This window comes from Dactylosporangium sucinum (assembly GCF_014647515.1).
Taxonomy (GTDB): domain Bacteria; phylum Actinomycetota; class Actinomycetes; order Mycobacteriales; family Micromonosporaceae; genus Dactylosporangium; species Dactylosporangium sucinum.
Map to the genome: position 1 here is coordinate 66,274 of NZ_BMPI01000050.1, position 20,144 is coordinate 86,417.

General features: G+C 71.4%; 13 protein-coding genes and 2 CRISPR repeat arrays (1 of these 15 running past the window's edge). Of the genes, 2 read left to right on the top strand and 11 right to left on the bottom strand.

Annotated features, from left to right (window positions below):
- A CRISPR array of direct repeats spans window positions 1-2,394; the repeat unit is 28 nt; unit sequence GGACCATCCCCGCGTGCGCGGGGAGCAC; it begins 1,054 nt to the left of the window's first position.
- A gap of 40 nt (window positions 2,395-2,434) precedes the next feature.
- From cas2e to IEZ31_RS38705, 9 genes are read right to left on the bottom strand one after another with little or no spacing between them, the layout of a single operon-like run.
- Window positions 2,435-2,809: a type I-E CRISPR-associated endoribonuclease Cas2e gene (gene cas2e, locus IEZ31_RS38665; protein WP_190255070.1), complete on the bottom strand. Its 375-nt coding sequence runs from the start codon at window positions 2,807-2,809 to the stop codon at window positions 2,435-2,437.
- Window positions 2,809-3,759, bottom strand: a complete 951-nt coding sequence (cas1e, locus tag IEZ31_RS38670; RefSeq protein WP_190255071.1) for a type I-E CRISPR-associated endonuclease Cas1e — start codon at window positions 3,757-3,759, stop codon at window positions 2,809-2,811. The genes cas2e and cas1e overlap by 1 nt, the downstream gene beginning before the upstream one ends.
- 15 nt (window positions 3,760-3,774) lie before the next feature.
- Window positions 3,775-4,440 (bottom strand): type I-E CRISPR-associated protein Cas6/Cse3/CasE, encoded by a 666-nt coding sequence (gene cas6e / locus IEZ31_RS38675; RefSeq protein WP_190255072.1) that lies wholly within the window; start codon window positions 4,438-4,440, stop codon window positions 3,775-3,777.
- 2 nt (window positions 4,441-4,442) lie between these two features.
- On the bottom strand, window positions 4,443-5,141 hold the full coding sequence (gene cas5e, locus IEZ31_RS38680) for a type I-E CRISPR-associated protein Cas5/CasD (protein ID WP_190255073.1): 699 nt from the start codon (window positions 5,139-5,141) through the stop codon (window positions 4,443-4,445).
- Window positions 5,138-6,262, bottom strand: coding sequence for a type I-E CRISPR-associated protein Cas7/Cse4/CasC (gene cas7e, locus IEZ31_RS38685; protein ID WP_190255074.1), 1,125 nt, complete (start codon window positions 6,260-6,262; stop codon window positions 5,138-5,140). The genes cas5e and cas7e overlap by 4 nt, the downstream gene beginning before the upstream one ends.
- Window positions 6,259-6,975 carry a type I-E CRISPR-associated protein Cse2/CasB gene (gene casB, locus IEZ31_RS38690; RefSeq protein WP_190255075.1) on the bottom strand — a complete coding sequence of 239 codons (717 nt, stop codon included), beginning with the start codon at window positions 6,973-6,975 and terminating at the stop codon, window positions 6,259-6,261. Before casB ends, cas7e begins: the two co-directional genes overlap by 4 nt.
- Window positions 6,972-8,633, bottom strand: coding sequence for a type I-E CRISPR-associated protein Cse1/CasA (gene casA / locus IEZ31_RS38695; RefSeq protein ID WP_190255076.1), 1,662 nt, complete (start codon window positions 8,631-8,633; stop codon window positions 6,972-6,974). The genes casB and casA overlap by 4 nt, the downstream gene beginning before the upstream one ends.
- A 27-nt stretch (window positions 8,634-8,660) precedes the next feature.
- Window positions 8,661-11,495 (bottom strand): CRISPR-associated helicase Cas3', encoded by a 2,835-nt coding sequence (cas3, locus tag IEZ31_RS38700; RefSeq protein ID WP_190255077.1) that lies wholly within the window; start codon window positions 11,493-11,495, stop codon window positions 8,661-8,663.
- 5 nt (window positions 11,496-11,500) lie between these two features.
- Complete coding sequence (locus IEZ31_RS38705) at window positions 11,501-13,642, bottom strand: UvrD-helicase domain-containing protein (RefSeq protein WP_190255078.1); 2,142 nt, start codon at window positions 13,640-13,642, stop codon at window positions 11,501-11,503.
- Between the two features lie 165 nt (window positions 13,643-13,807).
- Between IEZ31_RS38705 and IEZ31_RS38710 the strand changes: the two genes are divergently transcribed.
- Window positions 13,808-15,034: a serine/threonine-protein kinase gene (locus tag IEZ31_RS38710; protein ID WP_229836293.1), complete on the top strand. Its 1,227-nt coding sequence runs from the start codon at window positions 13,808-13,810 to the stop codon at window positions 15,032-15,034.
- Window positions 15,035-15,037: 3 nt separating this feature from the next.
- On the opposite strand, the gene IEZ31_RS38715 is transcribed toward IEZ31_RS38710, so the two are convergent.
- Both IEZ31_RS38715 and IEZ31_RS38720 read right to left on the bottom strand, forming a co-directional pair.
- The gene (locus IEZ31_RS38715) at window positions 15,038-15,616 is read right to left on the bottom strand and encodes a hypothetical protein (RefSeq protein WP_229836294.1); all 579 of its coding nucleotides are present in this window, start codon (window positions 15,614-15,616) and stop codon (window positions 15,038-15,040) included.
- A 121-nt stretch (window positions 15,617-15,737) separates the two neighbouring features.
- Window positions 15,738-15,914: a hypothetical protein gene (locus tag IEZ31_RS38720; RefSeq protein ID WP_190255080.1), complete on the bottom strand. Its 177-nt coding sequence runs from the start codon at window positions 15,912-15,914 to the stop codon at window positions 15,738-15,740.
- Window positions 15,915-16,129: 215 nt separating this feature from the next.
- On the opposite strand from IEZ31_RS38720, the gene IEZ31_RS38725 reads away from it, so the two are divergent.
- Window positions 16,130-18,001: an N-6 DNA methylase gene (locus tag IEZ31_RS38725; protein ID WP_229836296.1), complete on the top strand. Its 1,872-nt coding sequence runs from the start codon at window positions 16,130-16,132 to the stop codon at window positions 17,999-18,001.
- A gap of 169 nt (window positions 18,002-18,170) precedes the next feature.
- Window positions 18,171-20,096: a CRISPR direct-repeat array (repeat unit 28 nt; unit sequence GTCGTCCCCGCGCATGCGGGGGTGGTCC).
- The last annotated feature ends 48 nt before the right edge of the window (window positions 20,097-20,144 follow it).

Genomic DNA, 20,144 nt, shown 5'->3' on the forward strand with positions numbered 1-20,144 from the left:
TGCGCGGGGAGCACGCCACGATGAACGGGCTGCTGGTGCCGCCGCAGGGACCATCCCCGCGTGCGCGGGGAGCACATCTTCCGCGGCGCTACCGTGTCGAGGTAGGTCGGACCATCCCCGCGTGCGCGGGGAGCACTTATCAAGCTCGTGCGTGAGGCCATTGAGCGCAGGACCATCCCCGCGTGCGCGGGGAGCACTTGTTCGCGGCCTGGGCGCGCTGCACCGCGAGCGGACCATCCCCGCGTGCGCGGGGAGCACGTCGGCGGCCACGACACCACCCGGCGCCGAGCCGGACCATCCCCGCGTGCGCGGGGAGCACCGCAAGTGCAGCGAACGGCAGATCGCGCAGGCGGGACCATCCCCGCGTGCGCGGGGAGCACCGCCCGGCCATCGCCGACGTGGAGCCCCGCCCCGGACCATCCCCGCGTGCGCGGGGAGCACCACCCTCGGGGCTGAGGGTGCCGGCCTTTGGTGGGACCATCCCCGCGTGCGCGGGGAGCACGATGCCGGCGCCGAGGTGCTGGCCGGTCCGTCGGGGACCATCCCCGCGTGCGCGGTGAGCACGGGACCTGGGCTCCGCCAATGTCGGCCCACCCGGGACCATCCCCGCGTGCGCGGGGAGCACGTCCAGCACGCCCGGCACCGGTCCGGTGTGGTGGGACCATCCCCGCGTGCGCGGGGAGCACCCCGACGGACACGTTGGTGATCGCGCCGCGCACGGACCATCCCCGCGTGCGCGGGGAGCACTACGCTGCCGGCGCACGTCATGCCGCACGCCAGGGACCATCCCCGCGTGCGCGGGGAGCACACCGGATCAGCTTGTCCATGGCGCGGTCAGCCCGGACCATCCCCGCGTGCGCGGGGAGCACGGCGGCCCGCGGACTCACGTCATCCCACGGGACGGACCATCCCCGCGTGCGCGGGGAGCACTAGTCGACGCCGTTGTAGACGATCTGCCCGTAGGGACCATCCCCGCGTGCGCGGGGAGCACGTTTCCTCACAGGGGGATTCCCTTCACTGTTCGGGACCATCCCCGCGTGCGCGGGGAGCACCTCCTTCAGTTGTCTCGGTCCACGGCCTGGCCGGGACCATCCCCGCGTGCGCGGGGAGCACGGCAACACGAACACGCTGCCGGTCGTCATCTCCGGACCATCCCCGCGTGCGCGGGGAGCACAGGGGTGGTCAACGGTCAACTCTCCCTTGACAGGGACCATCCCCGCGTGCGCGGGGAGCACACCTCGGCCGGGCCGGAGGCCACCCAGACGGTGGGACCATCCCCGCGTGCGCGGGGAGCACGTCTGCAAGCAGTCGCCGAGGAGCACTCGGACCGGACCATCCCCGCGTGCGCGGGGAGCACAACGCGTTGCACCTCGGGCACGGGATGCCGTGCGGACCATCCCCGCGTGCGCGGGGAGCACACGGTCAGGTCGGGGATCGTCACAGCGGCTCCCGGACCATCCCCGCGTGCGCGGGGAGCACCCGAAGATGGCCCCCTGGTAGACGCACCGGTTGGGACCATCCCCGCGTGCGCGGGGAGCACACGTCGCCACGGCCGTCTTGTGGTACAGCCGGCGGACCATCCCCGCGTGCGCGGGGAGCACGACGCCCGCGAAAAGGTCGAGATCGTGCTCAACGGACCATCCCCGCGTGCGCGGGGAGCACGTCGCGCAGGTAGAACAGCCCGCACGCAGCGAGGGACCATCCCCGCGTGCGCGGGGAGCACGGTGCCGAGGCCCTGCTCAGCGTGCCCACGCAGGGACCATCCCCGCGTGCGCGGGGAGCACCTACGAGGAGATGCACGACCTCATGACCACCGGGGACCATCCCCGCGTGCGCGGGGAGCACTTCGCGTGGGGCCTCGAGCTCGCCGCGATCGCGGGACCATCCCCGCGTGCGCGGGGAGCACCACAGCGACACCGGCGTGCCGGCGGGCTGCGCCGGACCATCCCCGCGTGCGCGGGGAGCACAGCTTATCTAGAAGCGCCATTTGCGGTCCTTTCGGACCATCCCCGCGTGCGCGGGGAGCACACGTGCTCCTCTACTACTACAACGACACCGACTGGACCATCCCCGCGTGCGCGGGGAGCACGCGTCGTTGTCGACCGACGTGGTGCCGCTCTGGGGACCATCCCCGCGTGCGCGGGGAGCACAGCACCGAAGTGCCAGACGGGTTCGCGGTGCGGGGACCATCCCCGCGTGCGCGGGGAGCACTGGCCGATGGAGGACCGCAGCGGCGCGACGTCGGGACCATCCCCGCGTGCGCGGGGAGCACTCCAGGTAGCCGAACCTGGTCTCCCACCCCGGCGGACCATCCCCGCGTGCGCGGGGAGCACCAACGGCATGTACGTGGAGCCGTATTGCAATGAGGACCATCCCCGCGTGCGCGGGGAGCACACTAGTTGACCTGCTGCGCTATAGATCCACTCGGCCGATTCTATTCACTTGCTGGCCGCCGGGTTGGCTGTTGGCGGCGGCCGTATCGGCGGCGCCGGGCGGCGTTGCTCCAGCCGGACGGCATCGCCGGGTTGAAGACCGGGTTGGCGGGGCGCCGGATCAGGGTGATGCCGTCGAAATCTTCGGGCGTCCAGTGGTGATCGTGGGCTTCGAAGGATAGGCGTTGTTCGCCGGGGATCTGGTAGACGATGAGGGCGCGGCCGGGGCCGGCCAGATCTTTGACTCGTGCCCAAAGGCGGCGGCGCACGCGTGCGCTGATGTGGCCGACATATACGCCGGCGGAGATCTCCAGCAGCCATTGAGTGAGATGACCGCGGAGTCCGGGTGGACAGGCGGTGAGGATGATGACGGTCATCAGAAGTCGATTTCCTCGCCGTCGGCGTAGTTACGGCCGGCGGCTACCTCGAAGCCATGATCGTCCCAGAGTGCGAGCTCGTCGGTCTCGTCGAGTTCGCCCGTGGACTGTGGTTGTAGGAGCAGTGCGCGGATGTCGCGGACGCAGCGGGTCAGGATGGCGCCGTTGTGGACCCGGTCGCGGACGGCGCGGCGGGTGTCGGAGGCGATGTCGGTGGGGTTGCTGGCGACCACGTCGAACGCTACCGGGATGGTGATCTCGGCTTTGTAGAGGTCGGCGATGTCGTAGACGAAGGCGCGTTCGTGTCCGGTGTGGACGAAGCCGAGTCCGGGTGCGGCGCCGATGGCGACGATGACGGTGTGGACGATGCCGTACAGGCAGGCGTGGGCGGCAGAGAGTGCCTGGTTGATGGGGTCTCCGGAGCTGAAGTCCTGGCGGTCGTACTGTCGCTGGTTCCATGCGATACCGGTGCGGGTGGCGTGTTCGCGGTACGTTCGACGGACCCGGGCGCCCTCCTTACCACGGAGCTGTTGCATGGTGAGGCCGGTGGTGTCCTCGCCGGGGAACCGCATCGCATACATGGCACGGGCGACGGCGAGCCGTCGGTCGCGGTGGCTGACGGCGGCGGCCTGGGCGACGAGGAGCCGGCTGGAGGTGGCGAGGGAGCGGCCGTGGGCGTAGTAGCGAACGCCCCGCTCGCCGACCCAGACGGCGGTGGCGCCGTGGTCGGCGAGCAGGGCGACGGCTTGATGGGTGATGCTGGTGCCGGGTCCGAGTAACAGCACACCGACGGACGCGGCGGGGATGTGGACGACGCCGCGGTCGTCGGTGGCGGTGAGCGCGTTACTGTCGCGGTGGATGACGGCGCGTTCGAGGTAGAGAAAGCTGATGCGGTCCTCGGCGCGGGTCAGGTCGGGGAGTTCGGCTGGTGGTACTCCGGGAATCGGCATCGCCCGGCTCGTTGCTCAGTTCGCGGGTGCGATGGTGAGCAGCCCGCATCCGTAGGCTTTGGCGTGGCCGATGCCGACCGTCAGTGACTGGCGGAAGGCGTCCGCGTCGATGATGTCGAGCAGGCCGTCGTAGGTGACCGTGGTGAGGGTGACGGCGGCTGCGGCACGGCGGAAGGTGACCGTCTGCCGGCGGTGCAGCTTGAGGTTCGGCTCGCCGTCACGTTGGGGCGCGATGGCGAAGCCGCACCGTTCGCCTCGGGCGATCAGCCACTGGGTCTGGTCCTCGACGCGGAGGTGGCCGAAGCGTTGGGTTTCCTTGGCGTCGGCGGTCTTGCGGCCGCTGCGGGTCGGATTCGCGGTGAGGCGGAACGCCCATCGCTGGCCGGGTTGTAGGGACGCGAGGAGTCCGTCGTAGGGTCGGGTGGTCCAGGCCTCTGCGGTGGGCCGGCCGGCCTGCTCGACCAGGTGGGTGAGGTCGGGCTGGCCGGGGCTGACGAGGTAGAGCTGGACGGTGCCGTCGGTGGTGGTGTCGAGCCGCCAGAGGGTCCGCGCACCCGGCCGTTCGTGGTCCTCCGGCACCGGGAATGCGCCGCGGACTGCGGCGTGCATGGCCTGTGGTGAGGCCAGCAGCTTCCGCGCGCCGCGGCGGGTGGTGTCGACGGTGAACCTGGTGAGGTACATGCTCAGCCTCCCAGCAGGCTTAGCGGGTCGTGCTCGGTGACGCCGGCCCGTTCGGTGAGGTCGTTGCTGATCGTCACGTGGCTGCGGTGGACGGCCCGCCAGGTGTGCTGGCGGTGTGCCGGGTCGAAGCTGAGTGGCTCGTCGTGGATGGTTTCGGCGACGGGTTCTCCGGGCCGGGCGTCGCGAATGATCTCAAGCCGGACGGTGCGGGCCGCCTTGCGGCGGTGCCAGTCGGCGGCGAGCCACGGCCAGCCGCTCAACGCCTCGTAGAGGGGCTGCTCGTGGACACCGAGCGTGACGGAGCGTGCCGGTGGACAGGACCGACGGCCGAGGTACAGCGGAAAATGCGGTCGGCGTAGCGCTTCGTCGAGACCGGTCAGCAGGTTTCGATCGCCGCTGACAGCGGCCAGGAACGCGGCGTCGGCAAGGTAGAAGCGGTGTGTCAGCGGGGCGCTCTTGCCGTCCGCGGTGTGTGCGGTGTGGAAGTCGCGGAGGACCTGGCCGGGCTGGTCCAACCGCACGCCGAACTCGAGGCCGAGCAGTTCGGTGAGGGGCTCTGTGCGGCGGATGCCCTTCGCCGCGGCGAGGAGGCCGACGACGCCGCTCTTGGTCGGAGCGACCTCGGTGCTGCGGCGGGCGAACCGGCTGGAGGCACCCCATGCCTGCATCGGCCCGGCCAGCTGGAGCAGGAGCACGCTCATGCCGGCCGGCCGAGCGCTGCCGCGACCCGCTCCCCCACCCCGCTGACGAGATCGCCGAGGGTGACCACGGTGCCGAGGTCGGCCAGCACTGCGGTCTGGTCGCCGACGTGTGTGACCCAGCTTCCGGTCGGCTGTTCACCGTAGGCGCCTTCGACCGCGGTGATGTGGTCGGCGAGGGCGGCGGCGGCCAGCTTGACCCGGCCGGACGCCTCGGTTTCCTGAACAGCGGTCTCGAACGCCCCGACCATGTTGATCGGCTGTGTGTCGCGGACCCGGACCAGGACCGCGTCGGGCAGGGTCCGGTGGGCGAACGTGTTCTGTTTGCCGGTCGGCACGCTGCGGGCGAACGCGGTGAGGAAGGCTTCGACGGCCGCACGGGTGGCCGCGATGTCGCCGAGGGTGTCGTGCAGCCGGTTCACGTCGACGGTGGCGTACCGGTAGAGGGTGGAGGAGTTGAATTCGACGGTACCGATCATGCCGGCGCCCGTCTCGTCGGCGTCGTGCTTGCGGTCGTCGACGGCGGTGAAGTAGTCGTACTCGTTGTCGACCGCGTGCACGCTGATGGCGTGCGCGACCTGGCAGGCGGCGTCGACGTTGATGTCGGCCATGTCGGCGACCATCCGGCCGAACATGGCGATGTCAACGGAGTGCTCGGTGTTCGCGAGCGTCTTGAGTCGCGCCTTGTCGGGCGCGGTGCCGGCCCGGGAGGCCTCGAGGGCCGCGGCGGCGATGTTGTCGAGCTGGCGGTGACTGAGGAACAGCAGGTAGCTGGACTCGACGTCCTTCACCTCGCCCTTCTTCTTCTCGGCCTTGGCGAGGCCGATTGCGGCGAACGCCTCGGCGGCCAGGGTGGATGCGGCCTCGTCGGTCAGTTGCGGGTCCAGTGCCTTGATCCGGGCCGCGAGCGACTCGCCGACCCGCTTGGTGCGCTCACCGAGCTGCGAGCGGTCCAGCAGGTCCTTGAACGCGAGCCGGATGGCGCGTTTCCATGCCTGGCTGGACACGCGGGCGCGACGGACGCCGCCGTAGGTGGCGGTCTTCGGGGAGCCGGTGTCGTCGCGGTTGAGGTTGCTCGGGGGCACGGTCTGCAGCGCGTACACGTCGATGATGGTGCGGTTCACTGGGCACGCTCCTCGGTCTCGGTGGCGGAGTCGGTGGGGTTGCCGGAGTCGTTGGTGTCGCCGGCCGTGGGGCGGGTGCGGAAGAACTCGCGGCCCCACACGGCCTGGACGGTGGCCCGTCCGGAGGGTCGGCCGGGTGGCTGCCCGGCCGGCTGGCGCAGGGTGTAGAGGTCGTCGGCGAGCAGGCCGTAGTCGAGCGGGATCTGGTGCTCGCGCAGCATGGTGACGAGACCGCGCAGGTGGTGGATGCTTTCGGCATAGCTGGTGGCGGTGCCGAGCGCAGCGAACCGGCGCCGCACGCCTTCCGGGCTGACGCTCTTGCGGACCAGGGCGGCGAGCGCGACACCGAGTCCACTGCCGCTGACGTGCATCCGCTCCCGGCGGGACTGCTGGTGCAGCGCGTACAGGGTGATCGCGTCGTGCACCGCGTACTCGGCGTCGTAGGCGTCGGCGTCGTTCCTCGGCCGGCCGCGCAGCAGCTCGTCGGGCACCGACAGGTAGATCCCCAGGGTGTAGTCGGATCCGGGGATGCGGCCGATGCCGCGGCGCAGGCGGGCGATCGCGCCGACCGCCTCGGGCACCGGCGGCTCATGCAGCACCTGTGTCTGCAGTTTGCCGACTGTTGCTGCGACGTGGTCACCCAGGGCCCGGCGGGGCCGGGTCGGAGCTTTGCGTGCCGGCGCGTTCGGCCGGTCGGTCGCTGCCGTGGTCACTGCGGTACCTCCTCGTGCTGATGCGTTCGGTCGACGGCCATCGGCAGCGCCTTGGCCAGGCTGCGCAGGAACCACACCTCGGCCTGGGAGGTGGAGTGGTGGACCTCGACATCGTTGCGGTCCTTGACGAGACGGCCGACCCACGCGTCCGGCCCGGCCGCAGCGACCAGGTCGTCACCGATCCCCCGGACGGCCCCCTGGACCCGTCGCTGCCACGTGGTGCGCACGTCGGCCAGGTCGCTGGCCGGGCCGAGCCCGGCCAGCCAGTCGCGGTACAACCGGTCGAGGAGGCTGTACGCGTCCTCGGCAGCGCGGTCGGCCGCACCGTTCTCCGTGCCGGAGCCGCCAGCGGCACGCACCAGATTGGCTGCGAGGGTCCGCAGCACCTTGACCGCGGCGTCGGCGTCGCCGGCAGCATCCAATGCCGCAGTACGCAGGGGCGACTGCTCGTCGGCGAGGAGGACGTTCATGGTCAGCGAGTCGCCGTAGACGTCGTCGACGACCGCGTTCTGGGTGCCGTAGGTGACGCTCACCGCTCGGTGCAGCACCCGACGGTCCGACTCGACGATGCCGGTGACGGTGAGCCGGGCCAGCCACTGCTGCACGAGCGGGGACAGCCGCTGCTGCGGCTCGCTGCCGGGCGGCGGTGCCGGCGGCAGCAGGGTGTGCAGGCCCCGCCACAACGCCCGGGTGTGATCGTGCGGCCGGGGCAGGTAGACCGGGACGCGCTTCTGCTGCTTCTCGCGCGGTCCGCTGCGGCCCCAGACGCTCATCGGCTCCAGCCGGTGGCGGTCCTGCCAGTCGATCGGGTCGCCGTTGGAGATCATGGCGCCGGTGATCCCGGCACGGTCGCCGAACAGCCGGATCCGGCGTGACTGCCACGTGTACAGGCCGAGGACTCCGTACGGGCCGCGGGTCTTTTCTGCTTCCTCGACAGCGGTCTGCGCTGGCCGCTCCCAGGCCGGCAGGTCGAGCTCGTCGGCGGCCCGCCAGTCCGGCGCGACGGGTATGAGATTGAGCAGCAGGGTTTCCCGCAGTGATGCGCCCTCCAGGTAGACCCCGCCGAGCGCGCCCGCGGACGCGATGCCCATGGGGTAGCCCTTGCCGTTCTTGACGCGGGGGTCGCCGACGGCGCCGGTCTTGATGCCGGAGGGGTCGAACGCCTGGCAGTGCACGAGCCAGCGGGCGGCCTCGGCCGGTGAGATCGAGTCGATGCCGGTCCCGGCCCGTGCGGTCAGGAACTGCATGCCGTTGGGCACGTCGGCGATCAGCCGCTCCAGACCGTACGTGTTGTCCTTGTCGGCGCGCAGGCCGGCGACCTGGTAGAACGGCTCGTCGGGGTGGAGCAGGTCGAACCGGTGCCGGAACTCGCCGAGGTAGTCGGTGATGTCGGTCAGCGGTAGCCGGTCGTCGCGCCACAGCGCCCGCCACGCGGTCTCGCCGACCGGGCCGTCGGTCGCGCGATGCAGGATCGCGAGCGCCAGGCGCAGTATCGCGAAGGTCTGCGACGGCAGTTCACAGGCGATCATGCGCAGCTGCGGGGCCTCCTCGAACAGGCCGAGCAGCGACACGTCGCGGCGCTGCCCGGCGGCATCCAGCACCGGGACCCACGCCTCGTCCAGCAACAAGAACCCGGCGGGATGCGGTGAGCCGGTCACGGTCACACCTCCTCTTGGTGGGTTGGGTCAGGCGGCGCGTTCGACGCGCAGCCCTTCGTGCGGGTCGTAGTGCAATGCGAAGCCCGCCACGGTGGCGGTGCCGTCGGTGTCGACGTCGAGGACGAGCTCACCGGCCAGCCACGCGCTGTCCTGCCAGGCGCTGAGGTCGATGCGTTGTTCGAGGGCGGCGATGACGTCGTCGATGACCTCCGGGGCGGTCATCGTGCGAGGCAGTGGCAGGGTGCAGCGGGCGATCTGCCGCGGCAGCGGCCACCGTGGGACGCTGCCGGTCGGCACCGCCGCGCCGCCCCCGTCGATCCAGGGTGGCACCACCAGGCCGTCCGGGGTGCGGACCAGTAGCAGGACGTCGAGGGTTTCGCCGTCGGTGTCGCGGACGTGACCGCGGGCGGTGCGCTCATCCGGGTTGCCGACGCCACCGGTGAGCCAGTTGATCAGCGATGCGCCGGGCTCCCCCGGCTCGGCGAGCCGGAAGCCGTCCGCCTTCAGACTCTTGGCGGTCGTCTCCTCCTCCGCCCGTGCCTGGGCCTCGGCCATTGCCGGCTGCCAGGCGGGTGGGCCGACCGGTGTGTCGCCGTAGGCGGCCTGGGTGAGGGGTGCGATGTCGGCTGGCAGCCGCAGCGCTTCGCCGTCCAGGTGTGGCAGCAGTACGGCGGCCGCCCGCAGCAGCGCTGAGGTCTGATAGACGCGGCGCGAGCCCGGGACGGGCTGCGGCGGTTCGGTGGTCCAGTCGGCGCCGGTGATCCAGCAGGTGGGTGTGGTGAGCCGGGCTGCACGTCCGGTGCGGGAGTGGCGGTGCAGCCGGCCGATGCGCTGCAGGATCAGGTCGACCGGGGCGAGGTCGGTGACGAGCAGGTCGAAGTCGATGTCGAGGGACTGTTCGGCGACCTGGCTGGCGACGACGACGTGCCGGTGCGGCCGGGCGGCGGTGCCGGGCGGCCCGAACGTCTCGCGCAGCCAGCGGTCTTTCGCGGCGCGGTCGACGGCCATGAACCGGGAGTGCGCGACGGCCACCGGTGTGTCGGGTCCGAGGGAGGCGCGCAGGTCGGCGGCGGTCTGCTGGACCCGGGCGACGGTGTTGCGCACGACCAGGGCGCAGCCGCCGTCGGCGAGTCGTTCGCGGAGCAGGTCGGCCAGGGCGGCTGGGTCGTCGTCGAGGCGGTGCAGCTGGACGGTGGCGCCGCGGCCGGAGTCGGCGCAGGTGGTCGCGGTGGCGCCTCGTTCGGCGGCGGAGACGGTGACCAGTGGGTAGCGCAGGTCGGTGCGCAGCGGCGCGTACGGGTCGATCTTCGGCTTGCCGCGGTCCCGCCAGCCGGGTTTGGGGGGCGGTCCGAGCCTCCCGCGGTCGTAGGCCTCCATGAGCTCTGCCCGGCGCTGCGCGGGCAGGGTCGCGGACAGCACCACGACTGGGACGCCGTAACCGCCGAGCCATTGCAGGGCGCGGTCGAGGAAGCGGCCCATGAAGACGTCGTAGGCGTGTGCCTCGTCGATGATGACGACCTTGCCGGCCAGGCCGAGGTGGCGCAGCACGAGGTGTTTGCTGCGCAGCGCGGCGAAGAGCAGCTGGTCGATGGTACCGACGACGAAGCTGGACAGCAGGGCGCGTTTGCCGCCGGCGAACCAGGCGTGGACACCGAGATCGGTGCCGCCGGCGTCCTGCGCGATACCGCTGGGTAGCGGGCGGTGCCGCAGGCGGTCGTATTCGGGGTTGAGGGCGGCTTTGCCGTGAGCGAGCCGGACGTCGCGTTCGCCGCGGCCGGTGTCAGCGTCGGGCAGCCGCTGCAGCCAGGACAGCATGCGCCCGAACATGGCGTCGCTGGTGGCCCGGGTGGGCAGCGCCAGGTAGCAGCCGGACGCCGAGGTCCGGCGGGCGAGGATCTCGGCCGCGGCCAGGGCGGCTTCGGTCTTGCCCTCGCCCATCGCCGCTTCGACGATCATCATGCCGGGTGCCGGCATGGTTTCGGCGAGTTCGGCGACAGTGCGCTGGACCGGTCGGGGTGCCGCGCCGGGCGGCAGGTCGAACCGGGCGGCGAAGAGCTCGTCGACGCCATGCGGTGTGGGGGCGGGCGTCCAGGGTGTGGGCAGGGCGAGGTGGTCCCAGCCGAGACGCAGCCGGTCGTCGTCGGTGCCGGCCAGCAGGTACGGGAAAAGCTCCTCGTCGCTGGCGATCCAGTCGGCGGTGATGACGAGGCCGGTGAGGGCGGCCTGGACCGGCTGCGACAGCGGGGCCTGGTCCCAGTCGGTGAGGCGGTCGCCCGCGCCGGACCGCTCGGCCATCCAGGCCAGCAGTTCCCGCTGGACGTCTTGCCAGGCGGGGTCGCCGAGCAGGTACGGGCGGCTCTGCACGCCTTGCAGCAGCTCGTCGGTGGGCGGGACGCCGTGATGGCCGCCGACGACGACGGCGTAGGGGTGAGGGTCGGCCCAGCCTTGGTCGTTGAGCCAGTCGGCGAGCACGACGTGGCCGGCGGCGGCGTGCGGCGCGAATCGCCGGTCGGCCTCGATCAGCGGGGCCTGGAAGGTCAGGCCCCGGTCGTGCATCCGGCGCGCGTACGGCTGGCTCTGGATGGCGAAGGCAGGGGTGGCCTTGCCGATGTCGTGGACGCCGGCGAGGAAGACGGCGAGTGTGCGGCCGTCCTTGTCGCCGCCGGGCAGTTCGTCGGCGATGCGGCGGCGGACCGCGGGGCTGAGCCAGTGTTCCCAGAGTCGGCCGGCGACGTCGGCGGAGTCCGCGAGGTGCCGCCACAGCGGCAGCCAGCCGACCGGGGCTGCGCCGGTGCGATCCGTCTTGCCCCACGCCGAGCGGGCCGCGTCGCTCAGCGGCGGCCCGCCTGTGCTGGTCGTCATGAGCGTCACGACGCCGTCCCTGGTGCGGGCCTGGCGGTGGGCAGCAGGGTGCTGGGGGCGCCGCTGTACGACAGGTACAGCACGTCGCGGGCCCGGGTCATCGCGACGAACAACAGGCAGCGTTCCCGCTGCAGGTCCTGGCGGTGGGCGTGCGGGTCGTCGGCGGCTGAGGTGACCGCGTTCGGGGCGGGCAGCACCCCGGCGTCGAGGCCGACGACGGCGAGGCAGCGGAACTCCAGGCCCTTCATGCCGTGCATGGTCGCGACGCGGACACCGATGACGCCGCGCTTGTCGTCGGCGACGTCGATGTTGGCGTCCTGCAGCGTGCGGCTGACGACGTCGACGACGCGGCCGGTGCGGGCGGCGACGCCGATGGCGTGTGGTTCGACGCCCTGGTCGAGCCAGGTGCCGACCTGTTCGATGAGCGCGTCGAGCTCCCCGTCGCGGTCGGTGTGGGTGGTGATGCTGGGGATGCCGCCGTGGGTGACGGCGCGGTATCCGCGTAGCGTGTCGTGTTCGTCGTCGAGGCCGAGGGTGTCGTCGCCGCTGAGCACGCGCACCGACAGGTCGAGGATTTCGTGGGTGGTGCGGTAGTTGACGGTGAGGCGCCGGGTCCGGCCCCGGACCTGGATGCCGACCTGCGCGAGCGAGACCTGGTTGTCGTAGATGCGCTGGTAGGGGTCGGCGAGCAGGAACATGTCGTTGGGTCCGGGGGCGACGAGAGCGCGTAGCAGCCGCCACTGCGCGGGGTGCAGGTCCTGGCCTTCGTCCACCACGAGGTGGCGGTACGGGGCGGGTCCGGTGCCGGCGATGGCGGCGGCCTCGTCGGCGAGCTGGGTGTGGGTGCGAAGACCGCCGGCGGTCATCTGGTCGACGACGGCCTGGACCGCGGCCCACACCTGGTCGCGGTGCGCGGCCCGCAGCCCTTCGCCCCGGCCGGTGCGGGCTGCGTCGCGGTACGCGTCGACGGTGGTCAGCCCTTGAGCCAGGATCACCTGCTCCCACTCGCGGCGCAGGAACGCGCCACCGTACTTTGTGATCCTTCCGGCGCGGTTCTGGTAGGTCGGACCCGCAGCGGCGGCCGCGGCCCACAGCGGGTCCAGTACCTCGTCGCTGCCGATCGTGAACTTCTTGCGCCGGCCACGGGTGACGATGTCATACGCCAGCCGGTCGATGCTGATCACGTCGATGCGGGCGCGGACCGTCGGCGTGTCGCACAGGCGGTCCAGCTGACGGTCGAGTGCCTCGGCGAGCGCGCGAGTGAACGTGGTCAGGAGCACCTTGCCACCGTCGTCCGGCAGCCGGCCGGCGAGGAACACGGCGCGGTGCAGGCCGGTGACGGTCTTGCCGGTGCCAGCGCTGCCGGTCAGCAGGGCTGGGCCGCTGTAGACGTCGCGGTAGGCGACGTCGCGCTGCGTCGGGTGCAGGAATGTCCGCCACAGGTCGAACGGGTGCTCCAGGATGGCGGCGAGCTCGATCGGGCCGTTGACGAACGCGATCCGATCCGGCGTCCGGCGGGCGGCCGCCGCGAGGTCGCGCGGGTCGACGTCGCCGGGTTCTTCGCCGAGCATGACCAGTCCGGATACTTCGCGCCAGATCTCGTCGGCGGGCAGACCGGCGGCGAAGCCGGTCAGTGCCGTTCGCTGTGTCTCGGGCAGCAGTTTGCAGAGGCTGAGCAGCTGCGGTTCGCTGTTGACCCGGCGCAGCAGCGGGATGAGGTCGGGGTCCACGCCCAGCCGGGTCAGTTCGGTGCCGGGCACGTGGTCGAGCACCCCGGCCGGTGCGGTGGCGGGCAGGTCGCTGGCGAACGCCTCGATGCGTTCCTGGTCACGGTCCTCGAGGATGCCGAGAGCGTGGTTGACCGTGAAGAGCCGGGTCGTGGCGTAGTGGTTGGCGTCGTCGTGCGGCAGGACGTCCTTGAGCAGGAACCTGGCGCCGCCGAGCGCGACGACGATGCCGCGATAGAAGTTGTTGACGCGGAACGTCCGCACGTTCGGGTCCCGGGCGCCGGTCAGTTTCTCCAGGTGCAGGCCGGCGTGCGTGTGCTCGGCGAACTTGCCGATCGCCGCGAACACGGCCCGCTGCACGGCCCGGGGCAGCGCCCCGTAACGCGGCAGAAAGTCTCGATCGATGGCCAGCTCGGCCATGCCGTCACTCCCCCATCCGTCCGGCGATCGGTGTGACAGTATTGTGAACCTAGACCACACGCAAAATCAATATGGACCGGGTTCACGAACTGATGGCCGATGGGCGGTCCACCGAACAGCCGTTGCACTCCGGCTGGCGCTGCCGTTCCCGGTACAGTGACGGTCGTGAAGGCCGCCGACCGCCTCAAGGACCGCTACGAGGTGCGGCGCCCGATCGCCCGCAGCGGCATGGGCGAGGTGTGGGAGGCCCGGGACACGCAGCTCGACCGGACCGTCATCGTCAAGACCATCAACCCCGGCCGGTTCACCGTGGATCTCCTGCGCCGGTTCCGCCGTGAGGCGCGCCTCACGGCGCGGCTGGACCATCCGGGCGTGCCCGCCGTGTTCGACCTCGACAGCCACGACGGCGAGCCGTACCTCGTCCTGCAGAGAATCGAGGGCATCCCCCTGACTGATCTCATCGCCGGGCAGGACGAGCTCCCGATCGCCCGGGTGTGCTCGATCGGGGCGCAGATCAGCAGCGTCCTGCTCGCCGCCCACCGCATCGGCCTGGTCCACCGTGACCTCAAGCCGGGCAACGTGATGGTGGAACGCAACGGTGCGGTCAAGGTTCTCGACTTCGGCGTCGCCGTGATCGACGACGACGAGCGGTACTCCAGGATCACCCGGACCGGCGAAGGTCCCGGCACGGTCGGCTACATGGCGCCGGAGCAGATCGACGGCGCGGCCACCGACCACCGCACCGACCTCTACGGCCTGGGCGGCGTCCTGTTCGACCTGCTGACCGGTCAGCCGCCGTTCGGCGACGCCACGACGATGACCACGGTGCGACGTCAGCTGGGCAGTCCGCCGCCGCGTCCGTCACTGCTGCGGCCACAGATTCCCGAGGCTCTCGACGACCTGGTATACACGCTGCTCGCGCTGCACCCCGATGACCGGCCGGCCGACGCGGCCGAGGTGTACGAGGTCCTGGCGGCGCTGGCCGACGACCCGCCGCCGATCCCCGGGGTGATCAGCGACGAGCTCGACCCGGTCCGCGCGTACGCGGCCGTCGTCGGGCGGCAACCGGTCCGGCACGGCATCGCGCCGAACACCACCGGCGGGTTACCCGACCGGGTCGCGGAGGCGGACCAGCAGTTCGCGCAAGGCAATGTCCGGGTCGCCGCACGGCTGTGGCGAGAACTGGCCGACGAATACGCCAACGACCATCCACTGTCGATCGAGTACCGGCTCCGCGCCGCCCGCGCGCACGTCGCGGCGGGCGAACGCGACCGTGCACTGCGCCAGTTCGAGGCAGTGCTCGCGGATCTGGCGCGGGCCGACGGCGCCAAGCACCCACGGGCGCAGACCCTGCGGGCGGAGATCGAGCAGTTACGGTACGGCGCACCATGACGCTCACCCCGCCGCCCGGTCGACGAGAACCGTCCGACGGTCGCTGAACCGCCGCGGCAACAGCGCCGCCTTCTGCTCCGGGAAGCCGCGGCCGGTACGGCGGAACACCAGGGCGCAGGTCTGCCCCCGGATCTCGGTGGTAAGCGCGCGCCGTGCCAACGGCGGGTACATCACGCCGTGCTTGAGCCAGGCGGCCTCTTCGCCGTGCGCGTCGAAGCCGCGGCCGCTCGCGGCGTGACCGAACGCGTCGTGGACGGCACGGAACATGTCGTTCTCACCGTCGCTGAGGTACGGGTGCGGGTTGCCCGTCGCCGCACTGGCGAACACCCGCAGCCGGCGGTGACGTACATCCTCGACCATCGCCGCGGCGTCCGGATACGGGTCGTCGTCGACGACGCGGACCGCGACGCCGAGTCCGCCGAACTCCACCCGGCCGATAAGGAACTGGTACTGCCGCATCGTGTGGGCACAAAACTCGGCGTACGCGACGAAGGCGCGCTCGTCGCGGCCAGGAGCGGCCAGGTATGCGTCGGCGATGGCGTTGCCGAGCGCCGGGTCGAGCCGCACCCGGGCGTAGGCCACCGAGTCACGGACCCGCCCCGAGTACCGGCGGACACCCTCACGCAGGTATGCGACAGGCTCGAAGGACGGTAGCGGTGGAGCGGACAGTGCGGACGCGAACAATCGTGTTCATGATCCCCCTTCAGTCGTGGTGGACGGTCGGACGGTCGACGTGCACGACATGCCGCTCACGGAGCGGCGGACCGGCCTGCCGCTCTCTGCGCAGCAGTTCGCCGAGCATCCGGATCTCGGATACCCGCCGGTCGTGGTGAACCTTGGCGAACTTACCGATGCTGGTGCTGTGCCCCCGCCGAGCCATGACCCCTCCTTGGTTGTGACCACGACGAGCGTAGCGTGATCCGCATTGTGAACACAAGCCACAAACATCTTTAGAGGTGGTACTGTTCACGCGTGACGAGCGAGCATAACCCGGTCATCGGCGATGCCACCCTGACGGCCAGTGGCATCGCCCAGCTGGCCAACGTCGGCCGAGCAGCGGTGAGCAACTGGCGGCGGCGCTACGCGGACTTCCCCGTGCCGGTCGGCGGGACCCCGGCCAGCCCCAGCTTCAACGCCCGCGACGTCGAAGAATGGCTGCGCCGACAGGGCAAGCTCCACCAGGCCGCAACTGAGCAGTGGGCATGGCGCCACATCGAGAGCTATCAGCCAGCCGCCCAGATCGGCGACGCCCTCGGTATCGCCGGCGCCTACCTGCTTGCCCGGGCAGCCCAGCCAGCGGCACGCGCCGGCCTGCTCACCCCCAAACAGCTCACCACGCAACTCCGAGCCATCGACCGCGAGCTCGCCACGCTCGTCGGCCGCGTCCTGCCCGACCAATGGGGACCGCAACTGACCACGATCCTGCGCACCGTCGACCAACTCGCCCAGGAACAGGACCCCGAGGCCGCATTCGAGTTCCTCCACAACCGCTACGTCACGTCCGCCCAGTCGATGTCCGGCCTCGCCGGCACCCCCGACCAGGTCGCCGACATCATGCTGGCCATCGCCGGACCCGGCACCCACACCCTCGACTTCACCTGCGGCACCGGATCGATCCTGCGCATGGCCGCCGACCGCGCGCTCGCAACCGGCGTCCCAACCCGCTACTTTGCGCAGGAAATCAAACCCCAGTACGCGCTCATCGCACTGCTCCGCCTCTGGTTCGTCCACCACCGCGGCCGCCGAGCCGGACAACCCGTCGAACGTCCCGAACTGCGCATCGACGACAGCATGCTCGCCGACGCGTTCCCCGACCTACGCGCCGACGTCGTCGTCGCGAACTTCCCGTTCGGCCTGCACGACTGGGGGCACGACCAGCTCGCCTACGACCCGCGCTGGGGCTACGGCCTGCCCCCGCGGACCGAACCGGAACTGGCATGGGTACAACACGCGCTCGCCCACCTCGCACCCGGCGGCACCGCCGTCGTGCTCATGCCGCCGGCCGCGGCGCTCCGCCCGGCAGGCCGACGCATCCGAGCCGAACTCGTCCGACGCGGAGCCCTTCGCGCCGTCATCGCACTCCGCGCTGGCCTCATGCCACCAGTCGGCATCGGCCTGCACATCTGGGTTCTCACCCAACCCGACGATCCACGACCGAACGCCGACCGGATCCTGTTCGTCAACGCCGCTGTCGCCGGTCCCCTCACCGAACTCATCAGCGAGGCATGGCACAGTTACCGCACAGGCCAGCACCAGGACAACCCTGGCGTCCACCGCACTGTCGCGGCCGTGGAAATCCTCGACGAACAGGTCGACCTCACGCCGCAGCGCTACCTGCCACCCCCGGACGGCGCCGCCATCGACCCAGACCACACGATAGCCGCCATCGGCGACCTCGACCGGCTCCTCGCCGGCCTCCGCCACGGACTGCCCGCCGTACAGCCGGCAACAGCCACAGCACCGCTCCGCAGTGCCCCGCAGGCGGCTCTGGCCGACCTGATCCGCTCCGGCAGCGTAGCGGTCTTACGCTCACCGAACCGCACTCGAACGACGACGTCCGAACCCGTCAACGAGGCGACGCGCGTACGTCCCGGTGACATCCTCATCCCCGTCGTCGGCCGCGACTTCGTCGCCCGAGTCGCCACAACAGACGAAGAGCTGCAGCCCGACTTCCAGGCACTCCGTGTCGACCCGGACCGGTTCGACCCCTGGTTCGTCGCGGGAGCCCTGTCCCGCAGGGACAACATCCGCGCCGCGAGCCGCACGTCCACCGGCGGAACACCCCGGATCGACCCCAAACGACTAACCATTCCGGTCCTCGCCCTGCACGAACAACAGCAGTACGGCCGAGCGTTCCGCCAACTCGCCGACTTCCGCGCAGCCCTCGAACACGCCGGAGCCACTGGTGCCGCACTCTCCCACGCGATCAGCGAAGGCCTGACCTCAGGCACCCTCACACCCAACTGACCGAGACGACCAACGCCCGAGCCGACCGTCGTGGTGGCCGGCCAACCCGTGGTTTTTCGCCAGGCCCGAGTGCGACAATGCTTTCCCAGTCATCGCACTGTTGGATCGACGTCGTCAGCAAGTGAACAAAATCGACCATCTTGATCTTCAACGCACCAGGTCAGGAAGTGTCGTCCCCGCGCATGCGGGGGTGGTCCCTGTCTATGGCTGGGCGCCTGGGGCGTACGACCGTCGTCCCCGCGCATGCGGGGGTGGTCCCGTCGACGTGTTGCTCTTGTTGGGCAGCGAGCCGTCGTCCCCGCGCATGCGGGGGTGGTCCGCTGAAGATCGAGCCGGACAAGTCGATGAAGTAGTCGTCCCCGCGCATGCGGGGGTGGTCCCCACCGCCAACTCAAGGATTCGGCATGCTCGGCGTCGTCCCCGCGCATGCGGGGGTGGTCCTGCGGAGGTTGGCCTACCGATTCAAGTACGCAAGTCGTCCCCGCGCATGCGGGGGTGGTCCGCGGGACACGCCGGTGTACGTCGCCACGGCGATGTCGTCCCCGCGCATGCGGGGGTGGTCCGCCGCTGCTGACGGCCGGAGCGGGGGTTCGGCGGTCGTCCCCGCGCATGCGGGGGTGGTCCGTTGCTCGTCGGGGGAAGCGCCACCCGGAGGGGGTCGTCCCCGCGCATGCGGGGGTGGTCCCGGCAGTAGAACTGCTATTCTTTGTCACAGCGTGTCGTCCCCGCGCATGCGGGGGTGGTCCCTCGCCGGCGACGTCGACCCGCTCGACCGCCTCGTCGTCCCCGCGCATGCGGGGGTGGTCCCGTCCACTGTGGAGCGCGTGACCAAGGAAGCGCGTCGTCCCCGCGCATGCGGGGGTGGTCCCCTGCCCCACACCCCGGACGGCGCCGACCTGCAGTCGTCCCCGCGCATGCGGGGGTGGTCCTGTGGAGTCGCCGGCGAAGCCCGCCGGCGCCGTGTCGTCCCCGCGCATGCGGGGGTGGTCCCGACAGGTGAGGGTTCCGGTTGGTGTCTGCCGCGTCGTCCCCGCGCATGCGGGGGTGGTCCCTTCCCAGCCTTCTCCGGCAACCTCGCCCGGCCGGTCGTCCCCGCGCATGCGGGGGTGGTCCTACGTCTGCCGAGCCGGCAGCGCTAAGCCGTTTGTCGTCCCCGCGCATGCGGGGGTGGTCCTTGTCGTACAGCTTGGTACCGAAGAACAGGACGTGTCGTCCCCGCGCATGCGGGGGTGGTCCTCGGCCGCCGCAGCGGCCGGATCGAGGCGCACGGTCGTCCCCGCGCATGCGGGGGTGGTCCTGGCCCCGGGACGGCCGCAGAGCGCATCTCGCGGTCGTCCCCGCGCATGCGGGGGTGGTCCCTCGTCAGCGCGAGAGCAAGCCCAACGCCGCGTGTCGTCCCCGCGCATGCGGGGGTGGTCCTCCAACGACATCAAGCGGATCTGCCGGCGGCTCGCGGCGTCGTCCCCGCGCATGCGGGGGTGGTCCCTGGTGGGCCTCGCCGGCGCGGACACGCCACTCGTCGTCCCCGCGCATGCGGGGGTGGTCCGGCCATTGAGCTGCTGATACATGGGGAGGGGCGGTCGTCCCCGCGCATGCGGGGGTGGTCCGGCGCTCCCACGCCGCCCACCAGAAGCCCGGCTGTCGTCCCCGCGCATGCGGGGGTGGTCCGGGGGTACGTTCGAACACGTGTTTCAGGAGAGGGTCGTCCCCGCGCATGCGGGGGTGGTCCCTGGCGGGTACCGACAGGAACGAGTAGACGTCGGTCGTCCCCGCGCATGCGGGGGTGGTCCTCCCGGTGACCCGCCGTTCGCGGTGGCAGTCCCGTCGTCCCCGCGCATGCGGGGGTGGTCACGACCCGCCCGTGCCGCCCGCGCCGGTCGTGGTGTCGTCCCCGCGCATGCGGGGGTGGTCCCGAAACCGGCGCTGCCCTCGGCATGAATCGGCGGTCGTCCCCGCGCATGCGGGGGTGGTCCCGAGCTTGCGGAGCCCGCTCGTGGCGCCAGTACGTCGTCCCCGCGCATGCGGGGGTGGTCCGCGCGGCGGCGCCGCCGACAGCCAGGCCCTCCCGTCGTCCCCGCGCATGCGGGGGTGGTCCCCAGCCCGGAGGATGGAACGCACGGTGAAGATCGTCGTCCCCGCGCAT